General features: G+C 68.6%; 23 protein-coding genes and 2 tRNA genes. 11 read left to right on the forward strand and 14 right to left on the reverse strand.

Annotated elements, in window-relative coordinates:
* Positions 1 to 111 precede the first annotated feature (111 nt).
* From ABZT74_RS01215 to pknB, 6 genes are all read left to right on the forward strand, one after another.
* The gene (locus tag ABZT74_RS01215) at positions 112 to 954 is read left to right on the forward strand and encodes a DUF3662 and FHA domain-containing protein (RefSeq protein ID WP_355873300.1); all 843 of its coding nucleotides are present in this window, start codon (positions 112 to 114) and stop codon (positions 952 to 954) included.
* A 10-nt stretch (positions 955 to 964) separates the two neighbouring features.
* On the forward strand, positions 965 to 1,486 hold the full coding sequence (locus ABZT74_RS01220; RefSeq protein WP_356169106.1) for an FHA domain-containing protein: 522 nt from the start codon (positions 965 to 967) through the stop codon (positions 1,484 to 1,486).
* A 128-nt stretch (positions 1,487 to 1,614) separates the two neighbouring features.
* Positions 1,615 to 3,141 (forward strand): Stp1/IreP family PP2C-type Ser/Thr phosphatase, encoded by a 1,527-nt coding sequence (locus ABZT74_RS01225; RefSeq protein WP_356169109.1) that lies wholly within the window; start codon positions 1,615 to 1,617, stop codon positions 3,139 to 3,141.
* Between the two features lie 26 nt (positions 3,142 to 3,167).
* The gene (locus ABZT74_RS01230; RefSeq protein ID WP_355873308.1) at positions 3,168 to 4,607 is read left to right on the forward strand and encodes an FtsW/RodA/SpoVE family cell cycle protein; all 1,440 of its coding nucleotides are present in this window, start codon (positions 3,168 to 3,170) and stop codon (positions 4,605 to 4,607) included.
* Complete coding sequence (locus ABZT74_RS01235; protein WP_355873311.1) at positions 4,604 to 6,079, forward strand: penicillin-binding transpeptidase domain-containing protein; 1,476 nt, start codon at positions 4,604 to 4,606, stop codon at positions 6,077 to 6,079. Before ABZT74_RS01230 ends, ABZT74_RS01235 begins: the two co-directional genes overlap by 4 nt.
* A 170-nt stretch (positions 6,080 to 6,249) precedes the next feature.
* Positions 6,250 to 8,247, forward strand: a complete 1,998-nt coding sequence (pknB, locus tag ABZT74_RS01240; RefSeq protein WP_356169115.1) for a Stk1 family PASTA domain-containing Ser/Thr kinase — start codon at positions 6,250 to 6,252, stop codon at positions 8,245 to 8,247.
* 87 nt (positions 8,248 to 8,334) lie between these two features.
* Here the strand turns inward: pknB and ABZT74_RS01245 are convergent, their stop codons facing one another.
* From ABZT74_RS01245 to ABZT74_RS01270, 6 genes are all read right to left on the reverse strand, one after another.
* Positions 8,335 to 9,000, reverse strand: a complete 666-nt coding sequence (locus ABZT74_RS01245; protein ID WP_356433029.1) for a class E sortase — start codon at positions 8,998 to 9,000, stop codon at positions 8,335 to 8,337.
* Positions 9,001 to 9,225: 225 nt separating this feature from the next.
* Entirely contained in the window at positions 9,226 to 10,509 is a 1,284-nt protein-coding gene (locus ABZT74_RS01250) for a class E sortase (RefSeq protein WP_356432814.1), read from the reverse strand.
* Entirely contained in the window at positions 10,506 to 11,144 is a 639-nt protein-coding gene (locus ABZT74_RS01255) for an aminodeoxychorismate/anthranilate synthase component II (RefSeq protein ID WP_355873320.1), read from the reverse strand. The genes ABZT74_RS01250 and ABZT74_RS01255 overlap by 4 nt, the downstream gene beginning before the upstream one ends.
* A complete protein-coding gene (locus tag ABZT74_RS01260; RefSeq protein ID WP_107482591.1) occupies positions 11,141 to 11,302 on the reverse strand; it encodes a hypothetical protein in 162 nt (53 codons plus the stop codon). Before ABZT74_RS01260 ends, ABZT74_RS01255 begins: the two co-directional genes overlap by 4 nt.
* 31 nt (positions 11,303 to 11,333) lie before the next feature.
* Positions 11,334 to 12,086 carry a class E sortase gene (locus ABZT74_RS01265; protein ID WP_356432816.1) on the reverse strand — a complete coding sequence of 251 codons (753 nt, stop codon included), beginning with the start codon at positions 12,084 to 12,086 and terminating at the stop codon, positions 11,334 to 11,336.
* Between the two features lie 68 nt (positions 12,087 to 12,154).
* The gene (locus ABZT74_RS01270; RefSeq protein ID WP_355873327.1) at positions 12,155 to 12,934 is read right to left on the reverse strand and encodes a DUF881 domain-containing protein; all 780 of its coding nucleotides are present in this window, start codon (positions 12,932 to 12,934) and stop codon (positions 12,155 to 12,157) included.
* Positions 12,935 to 13,076: 142 nt separating this feature from the next.
* Here ABZT74_RS01270 and crgA point away from each other — a divergent pair, with 142 nt between their 5' ends.
* Positions 13,077 to 13,331: a cell division protein CrgA gene (gene crgA, locus ABZT74_RS01275; RefSeq protein WP_081218355.1), complete on the forward strand. Its 255-nt coding sequence runs from the start codon at positions 13,077 to 13,079 to the stop codon at positions 13,329 to 13,331.
* Positions 13,332 to 13,620: 289 nt separating this feature from the next.
* Here crgA and ABZT74_RS01280 read toward each other — a convergent pair whose 3' ends face one another.
* Together ABZT74_RS01280 and ABZT74_RS01285 are read right to left on the reverse strand one after the other, a co-directional pair.
* On the reverse strand, positions 13,621 to 14,526 hold the full coding sequence (locus ABZT74_RS01280; RefSeq protein WP_356169121.1) for a rhomboid family intramembrane serine protease: 906 nt from the start codon (positions 14,524 to 14,526) through the stop codon (positions 13,621 to 13,623).
* Positions 14,527 to 14,701: 175 nt separating this feature from the next.
* Positions 14,702 to 15,235, reverse strand: a complete 534-nt coding sequence (locus tag ABZT74_RS01285) for a peptidylprolyl isomerase (protein WP_355873333.1) — start codon at positions 15,233 to 15,235, stop codon at positions 14,702 to 14,704.
* Positions 15,236 to 15,628: 393 nt separating this feature from the next.
* Between ABZT74_RS01285 and ABZT74_RS01290 the strand changes: the two genes are divergently transcribed.
* Complete coding sequence (locus tag ABZT74_RS01290; RefSeq protein WP_355873335.1) at positions 15,629 to 16,330, forward strand: DUF5324 family protein; 702 nt, start codon at positions 15,629 to 15,631, stop codon at positions 16,328 to 16,330.
* A gap of 485 nt (positions 16,331 to 16,815) precedes the next feature.
* Here the strand turns inward: ABZT74_RS01290 and ABZT74_RS01295 are convergent.
* A tRNA-Ala gene (locus tag ABZT74_RS01295) sits at positions 16,816 to 16,888 on the reverse strand.
* Positions 16,889 to 17,070: 182 nt separating this feature from the next.
* Between ABZT74_RS01295 and ABZT74_RS01300 the strand changes: the two genes are divergently transcribed.
* Together ABZT74_RS01300 and ABZT74_RS01305 are read left to right on the forward strand one after the other, a co-directional pair.
* The gene (locus ABZT74_RS01300; RefSeq protein ID WP_037689714.1) at positions 17,071 to 17,619 is read left to right on the forward strand and encodes a transcriptional regulator; all 549 of its coding nucleotides are present in this window, start codon (positions 17,071 to 17,073) and stop codon (positions 17,617 to 17,619) included.
* 130 nt (positions 17,620 to 17,749) lie between these two features.
* Positions 17,750 to 19,573: a protein kinase gene (locus ABZT74_RS01305; protein ID WP_356432819.1), complete on the forward strand. Its 1,824-nt coding sequence runs from the start codon at positions 17,750 to 17,752 to the stop codon at positions 19,571 to 19,573.
* 61 nt (positions 19,574 to 19,634) lie between these two features.
* On the opposite strand, the gene ABZT74_RS01310 is transcribed toward ABZT74_RS01305, so the two are convergent.
* Complete coding sequence (locus ABZT74_RS01310; protein ID WP_356432821.1) at positions 19,635 to 21,107, reverse strand: hypothetical protein; 1,473 nt, start codon at positions 21,105 to 21,107, stop codon at positions 19,635 to 19,637.
* A gap of 228 nt (positions 21,108 to 21,335) precedes the next feature.
* Positions 21,336 to 21,464 carry a DLW-39 family protein gene (locus tag ABZT74_RS01315; RefSeq protein WP_003999697.1) on the reverse strand — a complete coding sequence of 43 codons (129 nt, stop codon included), beginning with the start codon at positions 21,462 to 21,464 and terminating at the stop codon, positions 21,336 to 21,338.
* Between the two features lie 327 nt (positions 21,465 to 21,791).
* On the opposite strand from ABZT74_RS01315, the gene ABZT74_RS01320 reads away from it, so the two are divergent.
* Positions 21,792 to 22,220 carry a DUF6344 domain-containing protein gene (locus tag ABZT74_RS01320; protein ID WP_356432823.1) on the forward strand — a complete coding sequence of 143 codons (429 nt, stop codon included), beginning with the start codon at positions 21,792 to 21,794 and terminating at the stop codon, positions 22,218 to 22,220.
* A gap of 731 nt (positions 22,221 to 22,951) precedes the next feature.
* Here the strand turns inward: ABZT74_RS01320 and ABZT74_RS01325 are convergent.
* From ABZT74_RS01325 to gyrA, 3 genes are all read right to left on the reverse strand, one after another.
* Positions 22,952 to 23,025: transfer RNA gene (locus ABZT74_RS01325), tRNA-Ile, on the reverse strand.
* A 101-nt stretch (positions 23,026 to 23,126) separates the two neighbouring features.
* Complete coding sequence (locus ABZT74_RS01330) at positions 23,127 to 23,846, reverse strand: DUF3566 domain-containing protein (protein ID WP_355873346.1); 720 nt, start codon at positions 23,844 to 23,846, stop codon at positions 23,127 to 23,129.
* Between the two features lie 19 nt (positions 23,847 to 23,865).
* Positions 23,866 to 26,457 (reverse strand): DNA gyrase subunit A, encoded by a 2,592-nt coding sequence (gene gyrA / locus ABZT74_RS01335; protein ID WP_355873348.1) that lies wholly within the window; start codon positions 26,455 to 26,457, stop codon positions 23,866 to 23,868.
* Position 26,458: the final 1 nt, after the last annotated feature.

Consider the following 26,458-nt stretch of genomic DNA (forward strand, 5'->3'; position numbering starts at 1 on the left):
GATTTCCCGACGCGTGGATACGATCAGTAAGCAGTACCAGCAAGGCCAGCAGGATCAGGTAGACGACGACAGCAAGCTGTACCAGGACGGCTACGCAGGAGGAGGTGCCCCATGGGAGTCCTGAAGAAGTTCGAGCAGCGTCTCGAAGGTCTGGTCAACGGCACCTTCGCCAAGGTGTTCAAGTCCGAGGTCCAGCCCGTGGAGATCGCCGGAGCGCTGCAGCGCGAGTGCGACAACAACGCCACGATCTGGAACCGCGACAGGACCGTCGTCCCCAACGACTTCATCGTCGAGCTGAGCACGCCGGACTTCGAGCGCCTCAGCCCGTACTCCGGCCAGCTGGGCGACGAGCTCGCCGGCATGGTCCGCGACTACGCCAAGCAGCAGCGCTACACCTTCATGGGACCCATCAAGGTCCACCTGGAGAAGGCGGACGACCTCGACACCGGTCTGTACCGGGTGCGCAGCCGTACGCTCGCCTCCTCCGCCAACCAGCAGTCCCCGGAGCGTGCCCCCGCGGGCCCCGCCCCGGCGGCACCACGCGCAGCCCAGGGTGGCTACGGCTACCCGCCCGCGGCCGCTCCCCCCATGCCGTCCGCGCCGCCGCCCGGCGGCCGTGCGGGCGCGGCACCCGCGGGTGCCCGGCCCCCGGCCGCTGCCGCGGCGGGTGCCCGTATGCGGCACTGGGTGGAGATCAACGGCGCACGCCATCAGATCTCCCGCTCGACGCTCGTGCTGGGCCGCAGCACCGAAGCCGACGTGCGGATCGACGACCCCGGCGTATCGCGCCGGCACTGTGAGATCCGGACCGGAACGCCCCCGACGATCCAGGATCTCGGGTCCACCAACGGCATCGTGGTGGACGGGCAGCACACCACCCGCGCTACGCTCCGCGACGGCTCGCGGATCGTCGTGGGCAGCACCACCATCATTTACCGGCAAGCCGAAGGGTGAAGCGGGGGCAATGTCAGAGCTGACCCTCACGGTCATGCGGCTGGGTTTCCTGGCCGTACTGTGGCTGTTCGTGATCGTGGCCGTGCAGGTCATCCGCAGCGACCTGTTCGGAACGCGCGTCACACAGCGCGGCTCGCGCCGGGAGGCCCAACGGCCTCAGCAGGCCGCGCGACAGGCCGCGCCTCCGCAGCAGCGCCAGCAGCAGCCGCCCAGCGGCGGCGGCCGGCAGCGCCGTGGCGCCCCGTCCAAGCTGGTCGTCTCGGAGGGCACCCTCACGGGCACGACAGTCGCCCTCCAGGGGCAGACCATCACCCTGGGCCGTGCCCACGACAGCACCATCGTGCTGGACGACGACTACGCGTCGAGCCGGCATGCCAGGATCTACCCGGACCGGGACGGCCAGTGGATCGTCGAGGACCTCGGCTCCACCAACGGCACGTATCTCGACCGGAGCCGACTGACGACCCCCACGCCCGTTCCGCTGGGCGCGCCGATCCGCATCGGCAAGACAGTCATCGAGCTGCGGAAGTAGTGCCACGTCATGAATGAGCGCGAGCGGAGCGAGCACGCGGCGGCGGTCCACGTGGTGGATGCCGGCGCGCTCCCGACCGGAGGGTGGGCACCGTGCGGATGTACCCGGAGCCGACGGGCGAGGTGCGCATGAGTCTGTCACTGCGCTTCGCCGCCGGATCGCACAAAGGCATGATCCGCGAGGGCAACGAGGACTCCGGCTACGCCGGTCCCCGGCTGCTCGCGATCGCCGACGGGATGGGCGGCCAGGCCGCCGGTGAGGTCGCCAGCTCCGAGGTGATCTCCACCATCGTCGCGCTCGACGACGACGTGCCCGGCTCCGACATCCTCACCTCGCTCGGCACCGCCGTGCAGCGCGCCAACGACCAGCTCCGGCTGATGGTCGAGGAGGACCCGCAGCTGGAGGGCATGGGCACCACGCTCACCGCCCTGCTGTGGACGGGCCAGCGCCTCGGCCTCGTCCACGTCGGCGACTCCCGCGCGTACCTGCTGCGCGACGGCGTGCTCACGCAGATCACGCAGGACCACACCTGGGTGCAGCGCCTCGTCGACGAGGGACGCATCACCGAGGAAGAGGCCACCACCCACCCGCAGCGCTCCCTGCTGATGCGCGCGCTGGGCAGCGGCGACCACGTCGAGCCGGACCTCTCCATCCGCGAAGTCCGCGCCGGCGACCGCTATTTGATCTGCTCCGACGGCCTCAGCGGCGTCGTCTCCCACCAGACCATGGAGGAGACCCTCGCCAGCTACCAGGGCCCGCAGGAGACCGTCCAGGAGCTCATCCAGCTCGCGCTGCGCGGCGGCGGCCCGGACAACATCACCGTCATCGTGGCCGACGTCCTCGACATCGACTCCGGCGACACCCTCGCCGCCCAGCTCTCCGACACCCCGGTCGTGGTCGGCGCCGTCGCCGAGAACCAGCTCCAACTGCAGGACAACGGCGCGATGCAGACGCCCGCCGGACGTGCCTCCAGCCTCGGCCGGCAGGTCCCCGGACAGGGCGGTGGCGGCGAGTTCGGCCCGCCCGGCAGCGGCGACACCACCGGTTACGTGTCCACGGGCGGCTTCGGCGACTACTCGGACGAGGACTTCGTCAAGCCGCGCAAGGGCCGCAGGTGGCTGAAGAGATCCTTCTTCACCGTCCTGGCGCTCGCCGTCATCGGCGGTGGCCTGTACGGCGGTTACCGCTGGACGCAGACGCAGTACTACGTCGGCACCAAGGGCGAGCACGTGGCCCTGTACCGCGGCATCAGCCAGGACCTCGCCTGGGTCTCGCTCTCGAAGGTGGAGAAGGATCACCCCGAGATCGAACTCAAGTACCTGCCGCCGTACCAGCAGAAGCAGGTCAAGGAGACCATCGCCGAAGGCGGGCTCGGCGACGCCAGGTCCAAGGTCGACGAGCTCTCCGTCCAGGCCTCCGCATGCCAGAAGGACGCGCAGCGCCGCGCCGCCGAGAGCGAGAACAACGCGAAGACCGGTGCGGGCGAGGCCGGTGGGACCGCGGGAACCACAAAGACCTCCCTGACGTCCAAGGCCACGTCCACGCCGAGTCCGACTCCTTCGTCCTCCCCGTCCAAGACCGCACCCACTCCCACACCCGGCCCCAGCCTCTCCGACGAGGAGCAGAAGCTGGTCTCGCTGTGCGGTAAGCAGTAAGAAGCCGTGAGGGGCCCTGTCACACGATGAGCAGCAGTACGAACACGCCGACGCACCACACGTCCACGATCGGATCGATCGGCGCACCGAGCCGACGCAACACCGAGCTGGCCTTGCTGGTGTTCGCCGTTGTCATCCCGGTGTTCGCCTACGCCAACGTGGGCCTCGCCATCGACGACCAGGTGCCCGCGGGGCTGCTGAGTTACGGCCTGGGTCTCGGCCTGCTGGCCGCCGTCGCCCACATCGTCGTGCGGAAGTTCGCTCCGTACGCGGATCCGCTGCTGCTCCCGGTGGCCACGCTGCTGAACGGGCTGGGTCTGGTCGTCATCTGGCGCCTCGACCAGTCCAAGCTGCTCCAGCAGATCAAGCAGGCAGGCACCGCGGCGCCCCGCCAGCTGATGTACACCGCGCTCGGCATCGCACTCTTCGTGGTCGTACTGGTGTTCCTGAAGGACCACCGCGTCCTGCAGCGCTACACCTACATCTCCATGGTCGGCGCCCTGGTGCTGCTGCTCCTGCCGCTCGTCCCCGGCCTCGGCGCCAACATCTACGGCGCCAAGATCTGGATCCACGTCGGCAGCTTCTCCATCCAGCCCGGTGAGTTCGCAAAGATCGTCCTGGCGATCTTCTTCGCCGGCTATCTGATGGTGAAGCGCGACGCGCTCGCCCTGGCCAGCCGCCGCTTCATGGGTCTCTACCTGCCGCGCGGCCGCGACCTCGGCCCGATCCTGGTCGTCTGGTTCATCTCGATCCTCATCCTGGTCTTCGAGACAGACCTCGGTACGTCGCTGCTGTTCTTCGGAATGTTCATCATCATGCTGTACGTCGCCACCGAGCGGACCAGCTGGATCGTCTTCGGTCTGCTGATGTCGGCGGCGGGCGCGGTCGGCGTGGCCAGCTTCGAGCCCCACGTCCAGCAGCGTGTCCAGGCCTGGCTCAACCCGATGGGGGAGTACAAGCTCAGCCAGTCGGGCGCTCCCGGAGTCCACTCCGAGCAGGCCATGCAGGCCCTGTGGGCGTTCGGCTCCGGCGGGACCCTCGGCACCGGCCTCGGCCAGGGCCACTCCGAACTGATCCGGTTCGCCGCCAACTCCGACTTCATCCTCGCCACGTTCGGCGAGGAGATGGGCCTCGCCGGGATCATGGCGATCCTGGTGCTCTACGGCCTGATCGTCGAGCGCGGCGTCCGCACGGCCCTCGCCGCCCGTGACCCGTTCGGCAAGCTCCTCGCCGTCGGCCTCTCCGGCGCCTTCGCGCTCCAGGTCTTCGTGGTCGCCGGCGGTGTGATGGGCCTCATCCCGCTGACCGGTATGACGATGCCCTTCCTCGCGTACGGCGGTTCGTCCGTCATCGCCAACTGGGCGCTCATCGGCATCCTGATCCGCATCAGCGACACCGCGCGCAGGCCGGCCCCCGCGCCCGCCCCGAACCCCGACGCCGAGATGACCCAGGTGGTCCGCCCGTGAACAAGCCCCTGCGCCGGATCGCGATCTTCTGCGGGCTGCTCGTCCTGGCCCTGCTCATCCGCGACAACTGGCTCCAGTACGTCCAGGCGGACGAGCTGCGTACGGACACCGCCAACCGCCGCGTGAACATCGAGCGGTACGCCACCCCGCGCGGCGACATCATCGTGGACGGCAACCCGATCACCGGATCCGTGAAGTCCAAGACGGGCGACTACGAGTACAAGCGCACGTACAAGGACGGCGCGATGTGGGCCCCCATCACGGGCTACGCCTCGCAGGCCTTCGGCGCCAACCAGCTCGAGAAGATCGACGACGGCATCCTCACCGGCAACGACGACCGGCTCTTCTTCCGGAACACGCTCGACATGATCACGGGCAAGAAGAAGCAGGGCGGCAACGTCGTCACGACGCTGAACGGCGCCGCGCAGAAGGCGGCCTTCCAGGGGCTCGGCGACAAGAAGGGCGCCGTCGCCGCGATCGACCCCAAGACGGGCGCGATCCTGGCGCTGGCCTCGACGCCCTCGTACGACCCGTCGACCTTCGCGGGCAACTCCACGACCACCGACTCCAAGGCGTGGAACGACCTCCAGAAGAAGAACAACCCCGACGACCCGATGCTCAACCGGGCGCTGCGCGAGACCTACCCGCCGGGCTCGACCTTCAAGGTCGTCACCGCCGCGGCCGCGCTGGAGAACGGGCTCGTGCCCGACGCGGACACCAACACGAAGTCCCCGGACCCGTGGACCATGCCGGGCACCACGACCAAGCTGCCCAACGAGGGCAACCTGCCGTGCAAGAACGCCACCCTGCGCACCGCGCTCCGGGTGTCCTGCAACACGGTCTTCGGCAAGGTCGGTTCGGACCTCGGCAACGACAAGATGCTGGAGGAGGCCAAGAAGTTCGGCTTCGGCTCCGAGCAGTTCACGCCGGTCCGCTCCAGCTCCTCGGTCTTCTCCGACGACATGAACCCCTCGCAGACCGCGCTCTCCTCGATCGGCCAGTACAACACCGCCGCCACCCCGCTCCAGATGGCGATGGTGGCCTCCGCGGTGGCCAACGACGGCGCCCTGATGAAGCCGTACATGGTCAGCGAGCTGAGCACCCACAACCTCGACGTCATCGAGCACACGGACCCCGAGAAGCTGAGCCAGCCGCTCAGTGAGAAGAACGCCCAGGTCCTCCAGTCGATGATGGAGACGGTGATCAAGCCCGGCGGTACCGGCACCAAGGCGGCGATCCCCGGCTACACGGTCGGCGGCAAGACGGGTACCGCCCAGCACGGCGTCGACAACAGCGAGAAGCCGTACGCCTGGTTCATCTCCTACGCGAAGCTCGCGGACGGCAGCTCGCCGGTCGCCGTCGCCGTGGTCGTCGAGGACGGCAGCGCCAACCGCGACGACATCTCCGGTGGCGGTCTCGCCGCTCCCATCGCGAGGAACGTGATGAAGGCGGTCATCGACAGCAAGAAGTGACCCCGATCACGTCCCCTTCACATCGGTGCACGTTGCGATACCGGTCCTGTCACGGGTGACGGTCTTGGCCAGGTCACAGAAGGCGATCCGGGTACGGTATGCCCGGACAGCACACCGCCGGACCACACAAAGGTGCGGTCGGGACCGACGGAGAGGGCTGGTAGGTAGCTATGGAAGAGCCGCGTCGCCTCGGCGGCCGGTACGAGCTGAGCCACGTGCTCGGCCGTGGTGGCATGGCGGAGGTCTACCTCGCGCATGACACCCGGCTGGGGCGCACGGTGGCGGTGAAGACGCTGCGAGCTGACCTCGCGCGTGACCCGTCGTTCCAGGCTCGGTTCCGCCGGGAGGCCCAGTCGGCCGCCTCGCTCAACCATCCCGCGATCGTCGCCGTGTACGACACGGGTGAGGACTACATCGACAACACCTCCATCCCGTACATCGTGATGGAGTACGTCGACGGGTCCACGCTGCGCGAGCTGCTGCACTCCGGCCGCAGACTGCTGCCCGAGCGGTCGATGGAGATGACCATCGGGATCCTCCAGGCCCTGGAGTACTCGCACCGCGCGGGCATCGTCCACCGTGACATCAAGCCGGCCAACGTCATGCTGACGCGCAACGGCCAGGTCAAGGTCATGGACTTCGGCATCGCCCGCGCCATGGGCGACTCCGGTATGACGATGACGCAGACGGCCGCGGTGATCGGCACCGCCCAGTACCTCTCCCCGGAGCAAGCGAAGGGCGAGCAGGTCGACGCCCGCTCGGACCTCTACTCCACGGGCTGTCTGCTGTACGAGCTGCTGACCGTGCGTCCGCCCTTCGTGGGCGACTCCCCGGTGGCCGTCGCGTACCAGCACGTCCGGGAGGAGCCGCAGGCCCCGTCGGTCTTCGACCCCGAGATCACGCCCGAGATGGACGCGATCGTGCTGAAGGCCCTCGTCAAGGATCCCGACTACCGCTACCAGTCGGCCGACGAGATGCGCGTCGACATCGAGGCCTGCCTCGACGGCCAGCCCGTCGCGGCCTCCGCGGCCATGGGCTCCGTCGGATACGGCGGGTACGGCGACGACCAGGCGACCACGGCCCTGCGCTCCTCGGACGCGCAGGCCACGTCGATGCTGCCGCCGATGAACCCGGACGACGGCGGTTACGGCTACGACGACCGCCCGGACCGCCGTCGCCAGAAGAGCAACAAGAACAACACCTCGACGATCCTCCTGGTCGTCGCGGGTGTCCTGGTGCTGATCGGCGCGATCCTGATCGGCAAGTACCTGGTCGGCGGCAACGGCGCCGGCAGCGACGAATCGTTCGAGGTGCCCAACTTCGTCAGCCAGAAGTACGCGGACGCCCAGAAGATGGCGGACAACCGCGATCTGACGCTCTCCCCCACACGGAAGCCGTGTGAGAAGGAGCCGAAGGGCAACGTCTGCTCCCAGGACCCGGCCTTGGGCGCGACGGTGAAGAAGGGCGACACGATCGACGTCGTCGTCTCCACCGGAGCACCGAAGGTGGCCGTCCCGAGCGTCACGGGCAAGTTGCTCGATGAAGCGAAGCAGATCCTCACAGGTGACAAGTACGAGTTCACCGTCAAGACGAAGTCCGAGGAGTCCGCGGAGAAGGCCGGCACCGTCCTGGAGCAGAATCCCGACCTCGGCGAAGAGGTGCAGAAGGGGTCGACGATCACTCTCACCATCGCCCGGGAGAAGAAGCAGTCCACCGTCCCCGACGTCTCCGGCAAGAACTGCGACCAGGCCAAGGCCCAGATGACGGCCAGCAACCTCGTGGGTGAGTGCACCGACGTCGAGACCGACGACCAGAACCTGGTCGGCAAGGTCGTCGCCATCACACCCACCGCCGGCAACAAGGCGGACCCCGGCTCCAAGGTGCAGATCCAGATCGGCAAGGCCAAGCAACAGTCGGCCGTGCCGAGCGTCGCCGGCAAGAAGGTGAAAGAGGCGAAGCAGATCCTGCAGCAGGCGGGCTTCAACAACATCCAGTTCGCCCCGGGCAGTGACGGAAGCGACGGCGCCACGGTGATCAGTCAGGACCCGGGCGGCAACAGCCCGGTCGACAGTCCGGACAACACGACGGTCACGCTCACGACCGTCAACATCGGTGGCAACAACGGCGGGAACGACAACGGCGGCGGCGGGTTCATCGGCGGTAACTAGCCGCTGAAACAGGCAAGGCCATCAGACAGGGGCCCGGTACTCCTCGGAGTACCGGGCCCCTTCGTCATGTCCTCCATGCCCGTGGACTCAGCGCATTTCCTTCGGCGGCGTCCGGGCGTTGTCGACCTTGTCGACGCGTTCCAGTTCGCCCCAGACCACGTAGCGGTAGCGGGAGGTGTACACCGGGGTGCACGTGGTCAGGGTGATGTAGTGGCCCGGCTTCGTCTTCCCGGACTGCTGGGGGACCGTCTGAAGGACCTTGACGTTGTACTTCGAGGTCTCGGGGAGGATGCCGAAGACCTTGTAGACGTACCACTTGTCCTTGGTCTCGAAGACGATCGCGTCGCCCTTCTGGACCTTGTCGATGTTGTGGAACTTGGCGCCGTGGCCGTCCCGGTGGGCGGCGAGCGTGAAGTTGCCGTCCTTGCCGGTCGTCGGGAGGGACGACTTGACGGGGTCCGTGTAGTAGCCGGCGACACCGTCGTTGAGGATGTTCGTCGACGTGCCCTTCTCTACGAGGACCTCGCCGTTCTTCATCGACGGGACGTGCAGGAAGCCGATGCCCGCTTTGGTGTCGAGGGCGCCCGGACCGCTGGGGCCCCTGCCCTGTGCCCAGTTGTCGCGCACCTTGTCGCCCTGCTGGTGGGCCGCCCGGTCGGCGACGACGTTCGTCCACCACAGCGAGTAGACGACGAAGAGTCCGAGCACCAGGCCCGTGGTGATCAGCAGTTCGCCGAAGACGCTGACGATCATCGCGAACCATCCGATGCGGCGGCGGTCCGCGGGCGCTTCACCGTCCGGTGCGGAACCGGCTTCCGCCGCGGCGCGCTCGTCGTGGTCGGTGCTCGCTGCCACTGTTCATCCGCCCCGTCTGGTTCTGTCCCGCTGGTTGTCTCGCGTACGTGTGCCGGGCGAACGCGCGTGTGCACGCGTCCCCGCATGGTGCATACGGCCCCGCTCGCTGACCGGCCCGTGCCGTCAGCCGACCAGCGCGTCCGGTTTTCCCTTGCTGCGTGGCCGGTCCTCGACCATCTTGCCCCAGACGATCATCCGGTACTTACTGGTGAACTCCGGTGTGCAGGTGGTCAGTGTGATGTAGCGGCCCGGCGCCGTGAAGCCCGATCCCTTGGGGACCGGGTCGAGCACGCTCGTGTTGCTCGGACTCGTGACCGGAAGGATCGACGACATCTTGTAGACGTAGTAGTCGTCCTGCGTCTCGACCACGATCTCGTCGCCCGGCTGGAGCCGGTTGATGTAGCGGAACGGCTCCCCGTGGGTGTTGCGGTGCCCGGCGAGCGCGAAGTTGCCCGTCTTGGCGTCCGGCATCGCCGTCTTGAGATCACCCTCGCCGTAGTGGCCGACCATGCCGCGGTCGAGCACCTTCGTCTTGCTGATGCCCTCGGCGATCGGCGCGACGACGTCCAGTTTCGGGATGTGCAGGATGGCGAAGCCCTGCCCGGGCGAGAACGTCCCCGGGTTCCGCTTGCCGTCCGCCCAGTCCTGCTGGAGGTGGTGAGCGGCGCTGCCGGCCTGCTGGTGCGCCCGCACGTTCGACCACCACAGCTGGTAGGTCACGAACAGCAGCATGAGGACGCCGGTGGTGATGAACACCTCGCCGATCATCCGGCTCACGAGGACGCCCGCGCTGGGCTTGCGCGCCTGAGCCGCCCGTCGCGCCTCCATCCGGCTCAGAGGGGCCTCAGTGGCCCCCTGAGCGGACTCCTGGGACTCCTGTGGCTCCTGGGTGCTCCCGTGCCGTCCGCGGTGTCTGGCCGCCTTACGACGGGCCGCACGGCCTCCCGGTGCCGCGGCCCCGGCGGACCCGGCCGCGCTTCCACCGCCCGCTCTCGGCAGATCGGCCAGCCGCAGGGCGACGGTCTCGTCGTCCAGGGGCAGCGCCGCGACCGCTTCCTCGTAGGCCGACGGGGAGGGCTGGGGGGACGGGGCGGTCCGCGCGTGCTGCGGTGCCGGTGGCTGCCCGGAGGACCACTGGAGCGCGAATCCGTCCGGGCCGTACCCCTGGGCCGGGGCATGGCCCTGGGCGTGCCCCTGTGGTGGGGCGTGCCCCTGTGGTGGGGTCTGGCTCTGTGCCTGGCCGGGCAAGGGGTCCGTCAGCGGATCGGCGAACCCTCCGACCGCAGCCTGGAAGGCATTCGCGCCGCCGAAGGCCTGGGTGCCCGCACCCTCGAACGCGTCGGCGCCCCCGTACGCGGCCTCGCCGCCGTAGGAGGAGCTGTCGCGCTCGGGGCGCAGCGCGGTCACGCCGTGGCCCTGCCCACCACCGGGGCGAGCCCCGCCGACCTCGCCACGGCGACCTTGTCACCGCACTCGTGCAGCCAGTTGGCGAGCATCCGGTGGCCGTGCTCGGTGAGTACCGACTCGGGGTGGAACTGGACACCCTCGACGGGAAGTTCGCGGTGTCTGAGGCCCATGACGATGCCGTCGTGCGTGCGGGCCGTGACCTCCAGTTCGGCCGGGACCGTCTCCGGCTCGGCCGCCAGCGAGTGGTAGCGGGTCGCGGTGAAGGGCGACGGCAGACCGGCGAAGACGCCCTTGCCGTGGTGCTCCACGAGTGAGGTCTTGCCGTGCAGCAGCTCGGGAGCCCGGTCGACGACACCGCCGTACGCCACCTGCATCGACTGCATCCCGAGGCAGACGCCGAAGACGGGGACCCCGGTGGCGGCGCAGTGCCGGACCATGTCGATGCAGACGCCGGCCTGCTCGGGAGCGCCCGGCCCGGGGGACAGGAGAACGCCGTCGAAGCCGTCCTGTGCGTGCGCGGTCGACACCTCGTCGTTGCGCAGCACCTCGCACTCGGCGCCCAACTGGTAGAGGTACTGGACCAGGTTGAAGACGAAGCTGTCGTAGTTGTCCACGACGAGGATGCGCGTGCTCACTGGTTGTCCACCGTCACATCATTGAAGGGCAGCAGCGGTTCGGCCCAGGGGAAGACGTACTGGAACAGCACGTAGACCACTGCCAGGACGAGCACGAGGGAGACCAGGGCCTTCACCCACACGGTCCCCGGCAGATGCCGCCAGATCCAGCCGTACATGCCGTCCCTTCCGTCGCCGTACGTCAACAGACTAACGGCGCAGAGCCGCCGGTTTCCCTGCCTCCACAGGCTGCGTGGAATCGAGGTGCGCCCAGACGATCAACCGGTGACTGTGACCCCACTCCGGATCGCACGTGGTCAGCGTGAGATAGCGCCCCGGCCGCGTGTAACCGGATTTACGTGGCACAGGGTCGATCACCTCAATGTCCGACGGCACGGTTTTGTAGGGGCCTTTGTCGATCCGATACGTGAACCAGGTCGTCCCGTCGGTGAGCACCACGGCGTCCCCGCGCCGCAGCCGGGGAAAGTCCGTGAAGGGATCGCCGTACGTGCGCCGGTGGCCGGCGACGGAGAAGTTGCCCTCCTGGCCGAGCTGCGCGGTACCCCGGTAGTGGCCGAGGCCCTTCTTCAGGACGTTCGTGGCGGTGCCTTCGAGCACGGGCTTGTTCCACGTGAAACCAAGCCGGGGGATGTACATGACCGCGAAAGGGCCGCCGTACTTGTACGGTCCGGGCTCTTTCGGAGTCGCGGAGGTGGTGCCGGCCTGGGCGCCCGAGGAACCGGCGGAGCCGGACGGCGCCGGGGAGGCGGTGGGATCCCCGGGCCCGGTCGGCTTCCGGGTGACCGCGCCCTTCGACCACTGTTTCTGGAGGACGTCGATCTGGTGGTCCATCGCGCTGTCGGCCTTCACGCCCGTCCAGAAGAGCACGTAGACCACGAAGAGCACGATCAGGCTGCCCACGGTGATGCACAGCTCACTGATGGTCCTGACGACCACTCGCACCGACACAAGGTCCCCCCGGCGGCAGCTCGCTCAACAGGCTTCGCCCACGACTCCGCGTAGGTACGCGGTTACTCCACGGGCTTCGCGTAGTGGAGATCCACTGTGCCCGAGTAGCCGGGAAGAGTCACCGTCCCGTTCTCCGCGACTTTCCAGCCGAGCCCGTAGACGTTGACGTAGACCATGTAGTTCTGGATCGCCGGAGAGGCGGCGAGCGCGTTCTGCAGCTTCTTCGGATCACCGATCGCGGTGATCTTGTACGGGGGCGAGTAGACGCGGCCCTGGAGGATCAGGGTGTTGCCCACACAGCGCACGGCGCTCGTGGAGATCAGCCGCTGGTCCATGACCTTGATGCCCTCGGCGCCGCCCTGCCAGAGGGCGTTCACCACGGCCTGGAGGTCCTGCTGGTGGATGACGAGGTAGTCGGGCTGCGGTTCGGGGTAGCCGGGCAGCTTGGCCGTGGCGTTCGGCGGAGCGTCGTTGAGCGTGACCGTGACGGCCTTGCCCTTGAGCTTCTTGGTGCCCGCGTGCTGCTCCAGGGCGGCGAGCTTGGCGTCCTCGGCCTCGCTGCTGCCGTCCTCGCGGCCGGCGAGGGAGTCCACGTCGTCCCGCAGGGCGCCGTTGGACTCGTCCAGCGTCGCGTTCTTGTGACTGCGCTCCTGGATCAGGTCGGAGAGCTTCAGCAGCGAGGTGTCCGTCCGGATGTTCGTGCCCTTGGCCGTGTCGAAGCTCGTGAAGAAAATGAGCCCGGCCAGGGCGAAGACGGCCGCCGTGAGTACGCGTACGGGCCGGAAACGGCGCTTTCCGGCAGGACTGGGACCCGTCCCGGGGGAGTCGGCAGAATTGCTCAACGTACCCTTATCTCCTTAGGCGCCGCGGAAGCACTACGCTAACGGACGCCCGGGGGAGCACTCAGTGTCCCCTTGTACGCTGCCCCGGAGCCCGCCCCAGTTCCCTGCGCGGCCACGCAGCGCATCGACAGGAGAGACCCTCGTGCCGAAGTCACGTATCCGCAAGAAGGCCGACTACACGCCGCCCCCGGCGAAGCAGGCGTCCACCATCAAGCTGACCAGCAATACCTGGGTCGCCCCGGTCATGCTGGCCATGTTCCTCATCGGCCTCGCCTGGATTGTCGTCTTCTACGTGACAGACGGCTCCCTGCCGATCGACGCGCTCGACAACTGGAACATCGTGGTCGGCTTCGGCTTCATCGCGGCCGGATTCGGTGTCTCCACGCAGTGGAAGTGACTGCTTCCACTCACAGGTGAGCAGTCGGGCACCAGCTCTGCCCACGGCTATCCACTGAGTTATCCACAGCAGTTGTCCACAGGTGGAAAAGAAAGACGATCTGTGGATAACTCATCAGCGGTTGACGCCGGTGTGACTGACCTACCGGGATCCGGAAACCTGTTCGCCCCCTGTCCGACCTGCGGAAACTCAGGTCAGCGACAGGGGGCACAGCTGTTCCCACACAGCGTGCACAAGATCCGCCACGGTCTGTGGACAACATCACCTCTCACCTGAGCCGAAGCCCTCCTCAGGTGAGCTGAGCGGTCCTGAGCAGCGTCGTCCCCACGACGACGACCAGGAAGAGTGCGCACACCCCGTACTGGACGAGGTTCCTCCGCTCTCGCGGTGCGTGCACCATCGCGTACCCGACCACCACACCGGCGACCAGACCACCGATGTGCGCCTGCCACGCGATACCGCTCCAGCCGAAAGTGAAGATCAGGTTGATGACCAGCAGGGCGATGACCGGGCGCATGTCGTAGTTGAGCCGGCGCATCAGGACCGCCGTCGCTCCGAACAGGCCGAAGATCGCGCCCGAGGCGCCGAGCGACGGCTGGTTGGGCGCGGCGAGCAAATAGCAGAGCGCGCTGCCCGCAAGGCCCGAGATGAAGTAGAGAGCGAGATAGCGAGCGCGGCCGAGGGCCGCTTCCAGAGGGCCGCCGAGCCACCACAGGCTGAGCATGTTGAAGATGATGTGGATCGGGCTGGCGTGCAGGAACATCGAGGTCAGCATCCGGTACCACTGGCCTTCGGCCACGCCCTGGATGTCTCCGGCGAGGAAGGCCCGGCCGAAGAGGGTGAAGCGGTCGGTGAAGGTATCGCCCGCCACCTGCTGGACCACGTACAACGCCACGTTGAGCCCGATCAGCACCTTGGTGACGAGCCGTGGATCCCGGGCGATCGTGCCGCCCGCGATGGTCCGGGGCTGGGCGGCCGCCGGGGCGTGACCGGTGCCGGAACCGCCGCGAATGCACTCGGGACACTGGAAGCCGACGGAGGCACTGACCATGCACTCGGGGCAGATCGGACGCTCGCAGCGAGTGCAGCGCACCCCGGTCTCGCGGTCCGGGTGCCGGTAGCAGGTGGGCAGTTCGTGGGCGTCCTGCGATCCCTGGTCCCGCGGCCCCTGCGGGCTGCCGGGCGGCTGGTCCATGGGGTCCCCTCAATCTCCGTACGGCGGCTCGCACGCGCTCACCACGGGTCCGTGCGCACAACGCGCCGCCCCGTCCATCCTTACGGATGAACGGGGCGTTTGGTTCCCCGCCCCCGGCAGTCGAAGCCGGGGCTGTCCTGCCTCGAACCTCGCGCCTCGCGGGGGTCCGGCGGCCTCAGCCCTCGCGGGTCTCGACGACGACCGACTCGATGACGACGTCGTTGACCGGGCGGTCGGTGCGCGGGTTGGTCTGCGTGGCGGCGATGGCGTCCACGACCTTCTGGCTGGCCACGTCCGTGATCTCGCCGAAGATGGTGTGCTTGCGGGTCAGCCAGGCCGTCGGGGAGACGGTGACGAAGAACTGCGAGCCGTTCGTACCCGGGCCGGCGTTGGCCATGGCGAGCAGGTAGGGCTTGTTGAAGGACAGGTCCGGGTGGAACTCGTCCTCGAACTGGTAGCCGGGGCCGCCGGTGCCGTTGCCGAGGGGGTCGCCGCCCTGGATCATGAAGCCGCTGATCACCCGGTGGAAGACCGTGCCGTCGTACAGCTTGTCGGTCGACTTCGCACCCGTCTCCGGGTTGACCCACTCACGCTCACCCGTGGCGAGCTCGACGAAGTTCCGGACCGTCTTGGGCGCGTGGTTCGGCAGGAGCCGGATCTCGATGTCGCCTTGGTTGGTCTTCAGGGTGGCGTAAAGCTGCTCGGCCACGATCTGCCTTCCGTTGCCTTCTTTTGACTGACCGATCCTCGCACGGACAAGCACCCCCGGTGCCCGTCCGCCACCGCCGGGCGGGCATCTGCGCAGCGGGCTTGCAGAAATCAGGCCGAGTACTTCCGGGACGGGGGCGAGGGGCGGCGATCCGTGGCATTGTCGACGACAAGCTCCCGTTACCCGTATTTTTCCGCTATCTCATGTGATCGACACCTGACCGGCTGAGGCGGGCCCACCGTCCCGGGACTCAGCACCCGTGACACGGATGCCCGTCCTCACATGCCCCGGCCCCGTCAGGCGGGCATGATCCCCCTAGGGGTGGAAAGGTGAACTGTGTGTCTTTGGGGGTACCCGAACCCCCGACGTACGCCACCGAGGAGGAGGAAACCCGTGACCCGCATCGACAGCGTGCGCGCCGCGACCGGCTCGGCGAAGGACAGCGTGCTGCACGCCGCGGAAGTGGTGGCGCCTTACGCCGACACCGCCAAGGACAGGGCTGCTTACTACGCGACCGAAGCACGCGTAAGGCTGGCGCCGAAAGTGTCGCAGGCCGCCGAGCAGGCCCGCGTGCAGTACGACGCCCATCTCGCGCCGCGACTCGAGCAAGCCCGCACGCATGTTCCGCCGAAGGTCGAACAGGCCGCTCAAGAGACGGCCGTGCGCACCAAGAAGGCGGCTCGCCAGGCCGCCGTCTATTCCAAGCCGAAGATCGAGCAGGCGGTGGCAGCCGCCCAGCCCGTCGGTGAGGAAGCCGCGTCCCGCGGTGCGGCGGCCATCGCCGCGCTGCGCGGTCAGGTCTCACCGAAGGAGATCCAGAAGCTGGTCCGCAAGCACGAGCGGCGGGCGAGGGCCGGCCGTGTCGTGAAGGGTCTGGCCGTGCTGGGGATCCTGGCGGGCGGTGCTTTCGCCGCCTGGAAGTGGTGGGACAAGCAGGCCAACCCCGACTGGCTGGTCGAACCGCCGGCCGCGACCGAGGTGCCCGAGTCCGGACGCCTGACGTCGGTCGACGGCAGTGGCCAGTCCGACCTTGACCCGGAGGTCCAGGTCAAGGAAGCACAGGAAGAGGCGGCCGAGCGCGACGACCTGCGCTGAGCCCGACCGACTCACAACATCGCCGCGGGGCAGGAGACTTGAGGGTCTCCTGCCCCGCGGCGATGTTTCACGTGGAACGACGGCCGGTTCGCCCCGGAAGCGGCTTCACCCGCCCCGATCACGATGACGTTTGCAACGGTCTTCGTGTGCAGCATCCGTGGAGATGTTGTTGACGGACTGCACCTGGGCGGCTACGCGACCGGCTGCGCGCCAGCTCACACAGGGGCTCGAACACCGAGCGCCCTACCGAGGCGGCACCGCCGGCACCCGCGGGGCCGCCGCGAGCACCTCCACTTCAGCCCATGTTTGCGCAAAGAAATGCAACGACTGCAAAGAGAAGTCGCGTGACGCAGTTCATCGGCTCTCACCCCGGTGCCCTGGATTGCACCCGGAAGGCGCCGCTCGCCAACCCTGTGGTTCGGTGAAAGCGGGATACGCAAAAGACCGGCCAGCCGCCGCTGAGGGCGTCTGGCCGGTCCGGGTTGTGGAGCCTAGGGGAGTCGAACCCCTGACATCTGCCATGCAAAGACAGCGCTCTACCAACTGAGCTAAGGCCCCGTAAGAGGAGCGTCCGGCCACAGGAACCACCTGCCGACGGGCGCCGCAGACCAGAGTACCGGGTCACCCCCGGTATCTCGCAAAAAGATTGGGGCTCCCCGTGGACGACCACTCTCCGTAAGATGCTCGACGTGGTTCGCGACAGCGAACCACGGTACTTGGGGAAGCGATGGGGAGACGCAATGGACGCCGCACAGCAGGAAGCAACCGCGAGAGCCCGGGAGCTGCAGCGGAACTGGTACGGGGAGCCTCTGGGGGCGCTCTTCCGTAGGCTCATAGAGGACCTGGGCCTGAACCAGGCCCGTCTCGCCGGGGTGCTGGGCCTCTCCGCTCCCATGCTGTCGCAGCTGATGAGCGGTCAGCGGGCCAAGATCGGCAATCCCGCGGTGGTCCAGCGCGTGCAGCTCCTGCAGGACCTGGCGGGCCAGGTCGCCGACGGCAGCGTCAGCGCCGCGGAGGCGACCGAGCGGATGGACGAGATCAAGAAGTCCCAGGGGGGATCGGTGCTCAGCAACACCACGCAGTCCACGACCAGTTCGGGCGCACCGACGGTCAAGCGTGTGGTCCGTGAGATCCAGTCCCTGCTGCGGTCGGTCGCCGCCGCCGGAGACATCATCGATGCGGCGGACACCCTCGCCCCGACCCATCCGGAACTGGCAGAGTTCCTCCGGGTCTACGGCGCCGGCCGCACCTCGGACGCGGTCGCGCACTACCAGTCCCACCAGAACTGAGCAGGCCGCCCGGCCGCCGAGCATCCGGCCACTGAAGGCCCGTAGGACCTTCCAGCCGCCGCACGTCAGGCAGCCGGGCACCTCGGAAGAGGTCTTGGGAGCGACCGCCGAAGGGGAGCGACGCACGACCATGGGTGAGGTCTTCGCAGGCCGGTACGAACTGGTCGACCCGATCGGGCGCGGGGGAGTCGGCGCCGTCTGGCGCGCCTGGGACCACCGGCGGCGACGCTATGTCGCCGCCAAGGTGCTCCAACAGAGCGACGCGCACGCCCTGTTGCGCTTCGTGCGGGAGCAGGCAATGCGGATCGATCATCCGCACGTGCTGGCTCCCGCGAGCTGGGCGGCCGACGACGACAAGGTTCTGTTCACCATGGACCTGGTCGCCGGAGGCTCCCTGGTGCACCTGATCAACGACTACGGGCCGCTGCCTCCCGTCTTCGTCCACACACTGGTCGACCAGCTCCTCGCGGGCCTCGCGGCCGTGCACGCGGAAGGGGTCGTGCACCGCGACATCAAGCCCGCCAACGTGCTCCTCGAAGCCACCGGCACCGGCCGGCCGCGACTGCGGCTGTCCGACTTCGGCATCGCGATGCGGCTCGGCGAGCCTCGGCTCACCGAGACCAACTACGTGGTGGGGACGCCCGGTTACTTCGCCCCCGAGCAGATGCTGGGATCCGAGCCCGACTTTCCCGCGGACCTGTTCGCCGTGGGACTGGTCGCCCTCTACCTCTTGGAAGGCGCCAAGCCGGACGCCAAGGCGCTGATCGAGTACTTCGCCGAGCACGGCACACCGCCCGCCCCCCGGGGCATACCCGAGCCTCTGTGGCAGGTGGTGGCGACACTTCTCCAGCCGGATCCACAGGCCCGCTTCCGTACCGCCACCGGGGCCCGCAAGGCGCTCGCCGCAGCCGCCGAGCTGCTGCCGGAGCCCGGACCCGACGACGAGCTCATCGAGGTGTTCGACCAACTCGGTCCGCTGCCAGCGGGCTTCGGACCGGAGGGGCCCCTCGGGAAAGGGTCGGCTTCAGCGCACTCGGGCGGGAATCCGGCGGCTCTGTTCTCCCCCGGGCACCCGGACAGCACAGCGGCACATCTCGGCCCCGGCCCGGACGACAAGCGAGGCGGTACCGCGAGCAGCGCTTCGGGCAGGACTCCTACCTGGCCGGACGCCGGTACGGGCTCACTGCCGGATCCCGGTACGAGTTCACCGCCGGATGCCGGTACGGGCTCACTGCCCGGTACCGGTACGGGCGACAGCAGCAGCACGGGGGCCGGCCCGGTGCCCCCAGACCCGGTCCCCCCGGCCGACGTCGCCGCCGACGGCAGACCCCTCGACGTCTTGGGCGAAGACGCCGTAGGCATTCCAGAATCCGGCGCCGGCACTGCGGCGCGGTCGGATCCCGCTCCCTCCCCCCACTCCTCCATGTCCGACACCGGCAGCTTCCACCTGCCACCGCCGAGGCCCGCCCCCGCGTCCGGCTCCTCACCACAACAACGGGCAACCCCACAGCCCCTGCCGCAGGCTCAGGCCGAACTCCCGTACCCACCACCGCATCAGTCCCCGGCCCCTCAGGCCGGGAGCGAGGCGGAGGTACCCACTCCCCCCACCTCGGTCCCACTCCCCCCTCTTGCGCCGCCTTCTGCGGCCGTTCCGCCCGGGCTCCCGGCCTCGGAGCCCACCCCGACTCCGACGCCGCACGCGCCGTTCCCCCATCGGCACGAGCCGCCGGCCGCCGCGATGCGGCAGCACGCGTACGCCCCTACTGCTTCATACACCGCTCGATCCGCCCAGGTTCCGCCTCCACAGGCAGGACCTCCAGGAGCCGCGGCTCCTGGGCACCGGGGAAAGCGGGCACGACCGCGTCCGGGACCGCCGGCGAAGATCGCGGTCCCGATGCTGTTGCTGGCACTGACCTGCTTCGCGGTGGGGTTCTGGGCACTGACCCAGATCTGAGAACGGGCCGAGATCCGAAAGGCCGTGGCATCAGCCCCGGCAGCGCCCTCTGAGGAGCGTGTCACCAGTTCCGTGGTGTGCCGTGGTCCCAGGGCGCGGGATCCGGCGTGGGCAGCGGAGCCGGAACGGTTTCCGCCTCCGCCGAGGCGGGCCACGGAGCCCGTATCGGCCGCCGCCGCCGTGCGGCCACGGTCCAGGCCCCGAGCGTCAGCACCAGCAGACCTCCCAGGCCGATGCCGCCCACGGCGAGCAGTCTCATGGTGGTGCTTCGGCCGTCGCCGTCCTCTGTACCCGTCGAACCACCCGCTGTGCCGCCGGCGGCCGCAGCGGCGTCGAACACGTCACGTGGCAGCGGCCGCCCCGCGTAGGCAGGCCCCGACCGTGCCGCTCCGGTCACGCGGACCCGCAGGGTCAGCCCGAGCGGGCCCTCACCGAACCGGTCGGCCACCTGCGCGGCGAGATGGACCACGAGGTAGTAGGAGCCGGCGAACCGCATACCGCTCACGCGGTCGCTGAGCGCGTAGCGGTTCTCGTAGGCGACCGGAGGAACGGGAGCGAGCGCGGCGGACCGCTGTCTGCCGTCGTACCCGGAGCCGACATCGTCGACGAAACCGCGGACCGGGTTGTAGAGCGACAGGGCCAGGGCGGTGCCCACATAGCCGTCACCTCCGCTGGAACTGCCCAGGTCGGCGGTGGCGTGGAACTGCTGCCCCCAGTCGACCGGAACCTTGTAGAAGAGGGTCTGTCCCGGGCTGATGCCGTCCCGCCAGACGCCCTGGCCGAGGGTGGTCGCGGTGCTGAACCCGGCTCCGCCGCCGCGGTGCCGTGGAGTGCCCGCGAGGGCTTCAGGAGTCGCTGAGTCCCAGGCTTGCGGCGCGGTCGTCGAACGCGCCTCCTTCAGACCCGGCTCCGACACATAGCCGATCTCCAGGTCCCACATCCCCGACGCCGAGCCCTTCGGATCGGCCGTACCTCCCGACGCAGTCCCCGGGGAGGCCTTAGAAGTGCCCGCGCCACTGCGCTCGACGACCATGTAGTACGTTCCGGCCGCCTGACAGGCGTACTGCTTGCCGCCCGTCTCCCGCGCCGCCCAGGCCGCGATGGGGTGCGGACTCTGGGTGGCGCCGAAGTGGCTGCTGCCAGAGGAGGAGCAGTTGCGGCCGTCGCCGTCCTGCAGGGAGACCTTGAGACCGTCCGCATAGGAGACGCTCGCCCCGGGCCGGGGGACAGCGGTGGCGGAGACGTACGCGGTGGACGCGGCGTCGAGTTCGAGTCGGTAGTAGAGCCTGCCGCCCCGTCCGGAGGGCCCGATGGAGCTCTTGTAGGTGCGGCCGGCCTCGAGCCGTGCCGAGTCGGTGGTGCCCTCGGCGCCCGGGACCGTGGTGGCGTCCTCGGCGAAGTCGTACGGGCCCGGCGTCCCGTCGGCGGCCCACCCGGTGGGAGTGAGCGCCCCGCACAGCGCGACCGCCGCCACGGCGGTGAAGGCCCTGCCGTGCCACGTTCTCGCACGCCGGCTCCCCGTGCGAACCCCCATCACGCGCCACCCCTCGTCGCAGCCCCCTGGCGTGGCCCCATCCTGCCCCCTCGGCCACGGCTGCACCCGGGCTATCCCGGGGAGCGGCCGAAAGGGAACGGCCGTACGACGGTCAGCCGGCGCCCTGACAGCCCGTCCGCCTGCCTCTCCCGGCCGGAGAAGGCCCTGACAACACAAAACCCCGACCGCCAGGGCGGCCGGGGTCTGCTCTGAGACTGTTGTCGGTACTCACGAACCCGTAGGCACGGAGTCGGTCGCCTCCGTCCACAGATCCTGCTCGGCGCGATCCGCCTGGATCTGGCGGTACACGAGGAGCCCGCCGATGGCGGCCAGTGCGACCAGGAGAAGCTTCTTCACCGCGCGACCTCGTCTTTCGTTGACGTAGGGGACTTCTGGCGCCCGACTATACACACCGACCGATACCGATCGGTGACCTGGTTCAGCCCTCAACTCCGGCCCTGAGAACAGCAATAGGACCGGCCATCACCGCCCCGATCTGAGGGTGATCACAATTCACAGAAAGTGACTTTCGGTGGCATCTGTGGACTTTCCCGGTCTCTTGCGGCCATCCGGGTGGTGTTCATCAGAACATCGACGCGCCACAGGCGTCGGTCCACCACTTCGCGGCCCGCATACACATCATGAGGAAAGTACGCAAATCGCCTGACCCGAAAGTGAGGGGCCATGACCCAGAACAAGGTCATGAAGCTGTGGACCGCGATCGTCACCGCGTTCCTGGCTCTGTGCACGACGCTCGGACTCATCACCACCACCGCGGCCGCCGCCGTACCGCAGGCCACCGCGGCCCGCAACATCGAGGCCGCTGTGACGGCCCCGGCGGTCTCCCCCTGGACCCTGTCCTTCAGCCGGGCACTCCCCCCGACGATGAAGCAACGGATCCGCGCCGAGGCCCACGGCTCCTCGCCGAGCTGCCGCCACCGCGCGCCGGCCGAGGAGGACGCGACGGACACCGCCGCCCTCACCGAGGCGGAGAGCCTGACCGGAGCGGAACGCCTGGCCGATCCCACCGCCTGCTCCGACCCCGCGGCCCTCGCGGCGACCGACGCGGCCGCGATCGAGCCCCTCAGGGCTCCGGTGCCCCTCCAGCGCTGACCCAGCGCGCGACGATCAAGGGGAGAACACCGTACGGAGCACGACACCGTACGGGAGCCGGTCCGAGAACGAGTGCGGGAACCAAGGACAGAACCACGTACGGGACACACCGTCCCTGCCTGAGCGTCGTCCCTGGCCTTCCTCGAACCTGGCGCCCCTCCGCATCCCGCCTCACGTACTCCTCCGTACAGCGCAGCTCTTCGGCAGCACCCTTTATCAGCACCCCTTGTAGCCACTCCCTGCTTTCTCGACCCCTCCTACTCCCAGCCTCACCTTGCACAGTCCCGCAAACCCCCTGACGTAGCGGCGAACTTGCGTACAAAGCACCCAGGGCAAAGGCCCGGCGACTCGGACGAGTTGCCGGGCCTTCGACGTCTCACCCACGGCCGGCCGTCGCAGGAGGCCTCCGACGTCCGTCCGTCGGCCCCGCCCGCCTGCCCCCGACACACGACAGCCGCCCTACCGCGCCGCCGGTGCCCCACCACGGCACAGACCGCGCCCCGTCTCCCCAACAGCGCGGCACAGCAGCGCCGGGTCTCCAGTGCGGCCACAGCGGCCACCGCTGAAGCAGCCCTGCCGGAGCGGCTCCGGCTCCCGCGGGGACATCCGTGGCGGCTCCTTGTGAGGCATCCGGGGCCCCCGCTCCCGGGAAGCCCGTCGCAGCCCCGCACAACCCCCGTACGGGCAACGCAAAGACCCCCAACCGTGACCGGTTGGGGGTCTTGATGCTGTGGGGCTAACAGGATTTGAACCTGTGGCCTCATCCTTATCAGGGATGCGCTCTAACCAACTGAGCTATAGCCCCGCCGCGCTTTGCGGTGTGTGTCCCGCGCGCTGACCTCTGAAGATTAGCGCACGACGTGGCCAGTCCCAAAATCGATAGTCAGAGGGCGTTTGAGCGGGCCCTCACTCGTCCTCGGCGAGCGTCAGCTCGACACCGCCGACGAAGCCCGCGGAGAGGTTGTAGATGAACGCGCCGAGGGTCGCGAGAGCCGTCGCGAGGACGACGTCGATGACCGCGATGACCGACGTGAACATCAGGACGTGCGGCAGCGAGAGGAACGACTGCAGGTCGAACCCGTTGGACTCGTTCGAGCCCGTCGCCTCGGAGATGGTGCCGCCGACGGTCGAGAAGACCCCCATGGCGTCCATGACCATCCACAGCACCGCGGCCGCCACGATCGTGCAGATACCGAGCGCGATGGAGAGCAGGAAGCTGACCTTCATCACCGACCACGGGTCGGCCTTGGCCACCCGCAGCCGTGCCTTGCGGGTGCGCGGCGTGGTCCGCGCGCCGGTGCGCGGCCTGCGGACCGCGCTCGAAGGCGCCTGAGCCGGGTAGGCCTGCGGCGGGTGATACGGCTGGGCGGCCTGCTGCCCGTTCCGTTCGCCCGGCAGCGGTGAGCCCGGCACGGCCGGTCCCGCCGCCGGCGCGCTCGGCGACGAGGTCGCCCCGGCCGGGGCCGCCTGCCCGCCCGCGTACTGCTGGGCCTGCTGGCCTCGGGTGTCCGTCACAGTTCCCCCCTGGGATCCATGAGAGTCATGGGAGTCGTCCCCCTCCATGGCGGGGCCACGGCCGCCGTCCGTTTCCGTACCGGTCGATCCGGCGCCCGTGGCTCCGCTCACGATGAACTCACTCCTCGCGCTACTCGGCCGAGGACGGATCGCCCTCTTCCGTACCGACGGCCTCGACGCCTTCGGCGACGTCGTCGACAGCGTCTCCGCCGTCGACCTCCTCCGCCTCACGACCGGCCTCGGCGTTACGAGCGATACCGACCACGGCATCGCGCTTGCCCAGGTTGATCAGTTGGACGCCCATGGTGTCACGGCCCGTCTCCCTGACCTCGTTGACTCGCGTACGAATCACACCGCCGGACAGCGTGATGGCGAGGATCTCGTCGGTCTCCTCGACCACCAGCGCACCGACGAGAGAACCGCGGTCCTCGACGATCTTGGCGGCCTTGATACCCAGGCCACCGCGACCCTGGACGCGGTACTCGTCGACGTTGGTCCGCTTCGCGTACCCACCGTCTGTGGCAGTGAACACGAACGTACCGGGTCGAACAACATTCATCGAGAGAAGCTGGTCGCTCTCGCGGAAACTCATTCCCTTGACGCCCGAGGTCGCACGGCCCATCGGTCGCAGAGCGTCGTCCGTAGCGGTGAACCTGATCGACTGGGCCTTCTTGCTGATCAGCAGCAGATCGTCCTCGGCCGAGACGAGTTCGGCTCCGATCAGTTCGTCGTCGGAACCGTCCTCCGTCTCGCGGAGGTTGATCGCGATGACGCCGCCGGCGCGGGGCGAATCGTAATCCTTGAGAGGCGTCTTCTTGACCAGTCCGCCCTTGGTGGCCAGCACCAGGTAGGGCGCCGCCTCGTAGTCACGGATGGCGAGGATCTCGGCGATCGCCTCGTCCGGCTGGAAGGCCAGCAGGTTGGCGACGTGCTGCCCGCGCGCGTCCCGGCCGGCGTCCGGGAGTTCGTACGCCTTGGCGCGGTAGACGCGGCCCTTGTTGGTGAAGAACAGCAGCCAGTGGTGCGTCGTCGACACGAAGAAGTGGTCGACGATGTCGTCCTGCTTCAGCTTCGCGCCGCGGACGCCCTTGCCGCCGCGCTTCTGCGAGCGGTAGTCCTCGGTCTTCGTCCGCTTGATGTAGCCGCCGCGCGTGATGGTGACGACGATGTCCTCTTCGGCGATCAGGTCCTCGATGGACATGTCGCCGTCGAACGGCACCAGCTTGGAACGACGGTCGTCGCCGAACTTCTCGACGATCGCGGCGAGCTCCTCGCTGATGATGCCGCGCTGGCGCACGGGCGAGGCGAGGATCTCGTTGTACTCGCGGATCTTGGCCTGGAGCTCGTCGTGCTCCGAGACGATCTTCTGACGCTCCAGGGCGGCCAGCCGGCGGAGCTGCATCTCGAGGATCGCGTTCGCCTGGATCTCGTCGATCTCCAGGAGGCCCATCAGGCCCTCTCGCGCGATCTCCACGGTGTCACTGCGCCGAATGAGGGCGATGACCTCGTCGATGGCGTCCAGGGCCTTCAGGAGGCCACGCAGGATGTGCGCGCGCTCCTCGGCCTTGCGCAGCCGGAACTTCGTCCGGCGGACGATGACCTCGATCTGGTGCGTCACCCAGTGGCGGATGAACGCGTCCAGGGAGAGGGTGCGCGGCACACCGTCGACGAGCGCCAGCATGTTCGCGCCGAAGTTCGTCTGCAGGTCGGTGTGCTTGTAGAGGTTGTTCAGGACGACCTTGGCGACCGCGTCGCGCTTGAGCACGATCACGAGGCGCTGGCCGGTACGGGAGCTGGTCTCGTCCCGGACGTCCGCGATGCCGCCGATCTTGCCGTCCTTGACCAGGTCGGCGATCTTCTGGGCGAGGTTGTCGGGGTTGGTCTGGTACGGGAGTTCCGTGACCACCAGGCACTGGCGGTTCTGGATCTCCTCGACGTCGACGACCGCGCGCATCGTGATGGAGCCACGCCCCGTGCGGTACGCCTCCTCGATGCCCTTGCGGCCCACGACCAGGGCGCCGCTCGGGAAGTCGGGACCCTTGATGCGCTCGATCAGGGCGTCCAGGAGCTCCTCGTGAGAGGCCTCGGGGTTCTCCAGGTACCACTGGGCTCCGGCCGCGACCTCGCGCAGGTTGTGCGGCGGGATGTTGGTGGCCATACCGACCGCGATGCCCGCCGAGCCGTTGATCAGCAGGTTCGGGAAGCGGGCCGGCAGGACCGTCGGCTCCTGGTTGCGGCCGTCGTAGTTGTCCGTGAAGTCGACGGTCTCCTCGTCGATGTCGCGGACCATCTCCATGGACAGCGGCTTCAGCTTGCACTCGGTGTACCGCATGGCGGCGGCCGGGTCGTTGCCGGGAGAGCCGAAGTTGCCGTTGGAGTCCACCAGCGGCATCCGCATCGACCACGGCTGCGCGAGGCGGACCAGCGCGTCGTAGATCGAGGAGTCGCCGTGCGGGTGGTAGGTGCCCATCACGTCGCCGACGACGCGGGCGCACTTGTAGAAGCCCTTCTCGGGCCGGTAGCCGCCGTCGTACATGGCGTACAGGACGCGACGGTGGACGGGCTTGAGGCCGTCCCGCACGTCGGGCAGCGCACGCGACACGATGACGGACATCGCGTAGTCGAGGTACGAGCGCTGCATCTCGGTCTCGAGCCCGACGGGCTCGATGCGCAGGGTGATCTCGCCCTCTTCGGGGATGCTCTGAGTGTTCTCGTCGGTCATT

This window comes from Streptomyces sp. NPDC005302 (genome assembly GCF_040607345.1).
Classification (GTDB): domain Bacteria; phylum Actinomycetota; class Actinomycetes; order Streptomycetales; family Streptomycetaceae; genus Streptomyces.